Origin of the sequence: Tsuneonella litorea (assembly GCF_025154015.1) — a bacterium.
Classification (GTDB): Bacteria; Pseudomonadota; Alphaproteobacteria; order Sphingomonadales; family Sphingomonadaceae; genus Tsuneonella; species Tsuneonella litorea.
The window spans coordinates 1-1,169 of sequence record NZ_JAOAMV010000025.1; the positions used below are offsets into that span (position 1 = coordinate 1).

The window sequence follows — 1,169 nt, forward strand, 5'->3', positions numbered from 1 at the left end:
TCGGGCGAGGAAAGCTGCTCGCCCCCGATCCGCGTCAGCCTGCCAGCAACGCAGAACCCGACTTCTTCAACAGAATACGCTCAAGCCTCGCCAATCGGTGACGAGTTGCGGTTAGGCTGACAGCACCCAGCGGCTTCATCGCTTGGAATCCGTCAGGCCAAAGAACCCCGGTCCGCTACAGTGCGAGCCGCTGATGGCCTTGGCGATGGCGGTGAGCGATCGCCATTGCTTGCCGTCGTACTCAAAGCCGTCCTCCAGAATGGTCACGGAGTGGCCGACACTGTGCCAGTCGCGGACGAGCCGTGTCCCGATGGTGAGCTTGCGAGGTGACGGGCTCTTTAGTTTCCCATTTAGGGGCTGCCTCGCGAGCTGCCGCAGCACGGACTTGGTTGAGCGAATCACCCCGCCGAGCCTTTGCTCCTGCAACCGGTAAGCAATCCCCAGGCGCAGCAGCTCGGGCGACAGGTTGGGAGCGGGCGCGGCATAGCGCCGCGCCCACTGCTCATTCAGTTCGTCGGTCGACATGTCTGCGATCCGGTCGAGGGTGACGTAGGTACGTCGCGGCATCAGCCAGCCGCAACACGGTACACGCGCTCCTCGTCTTCTGCTTTCTCGCTGGCGACCTGGTAACCCTTCTTCTTCAGGCCGGTCAGCGCTGCTCGCGTGGTGTGCGGCAGCCAGCTGGTCGCCGTAACGACTTGGGCGATCGTAGCTCCCCCGGGTCGCTGGAGCATGGCCAGAACCAGGCTGGATTTGCTGGTGGGCTTGGCCGTCTTCGCTTCAACCTCTGCTGTAGGTGTGGACGGAGGAGTTGCCAGCTCGCCCGCTGGTTTTGGCTCACGTGCCATCCGGCGAGGGCGCTTTGTGGCTGGCTTACTAATGGTATCGATCATCGGGTGGTACTCCTTGGCGGAGCAGCACCTCGCTGCTCCCACCACCCAAAGCCCTGACGGACGTGCCGGTCAGGGCTGCAACCCTCGTTCAGGGCCGCATTCACTGACGACACCAATGCTTGCGGTGCGGTGGAAGTCCAATGGAATGTCGCGGTTCGGGAAATCTCGCGGCGAGGTCGATCGACGGCGGCTTTGCGCCCCGATCCAAGACGTAGGCATCCGAATTCTTAGTTCCCAAAAGCAGACCTTCTATGCGGCCATTCCGGCCAAGGAGAA

Annotated in this window: 2 protein-coding genes; both read right to left on the bottom strand. The window is 62.6% G+C overall.

Features of this window, described 5'->3' with window-relative positions:
- Positions 1-135: 135 nt before the first annotated feature.
- A complete protein-coding gene (locus N0B51_RS14800) occupies positions 136-567 on the bottom strand; it encodes a DUF2924 domain-containing protein (protein ID WP_259963368.1) in 432 nt (143 codons plus the stop codon).
- Positions 567-893, bottom strand: a complete 327-nt coding sequence (locus tag N0B51_RS14805) for a DUF3489 domain-containing protein (RefSeq protein WP_259963369.1) — start codon at positions 891-893, stop codon at positions 567-569. Before N0B51_RS14805 ends, N0B51_RS14800 begins: the two co-directional genes overlap by 1 nt.
- Between the last annotated feature and the right edge of the window lie 276 nt (positions 894-1,169).

Coding starts and splice junctions, on each gene's coding strand:
- N0B51_RS14805 (WP_259963369.1), bottom strand. CDS start 893: ATGATCGATACCATTAGTAAGCCAGCCACAAAGCGCCCTCGCCGGATG.
- N0B51_RS14800 (WP_259963368.1), bottom strand. CDS start 567: ATGCCGCGACGTACCTACGTCACCCTCGACCGGATCGCAGACATGTCG.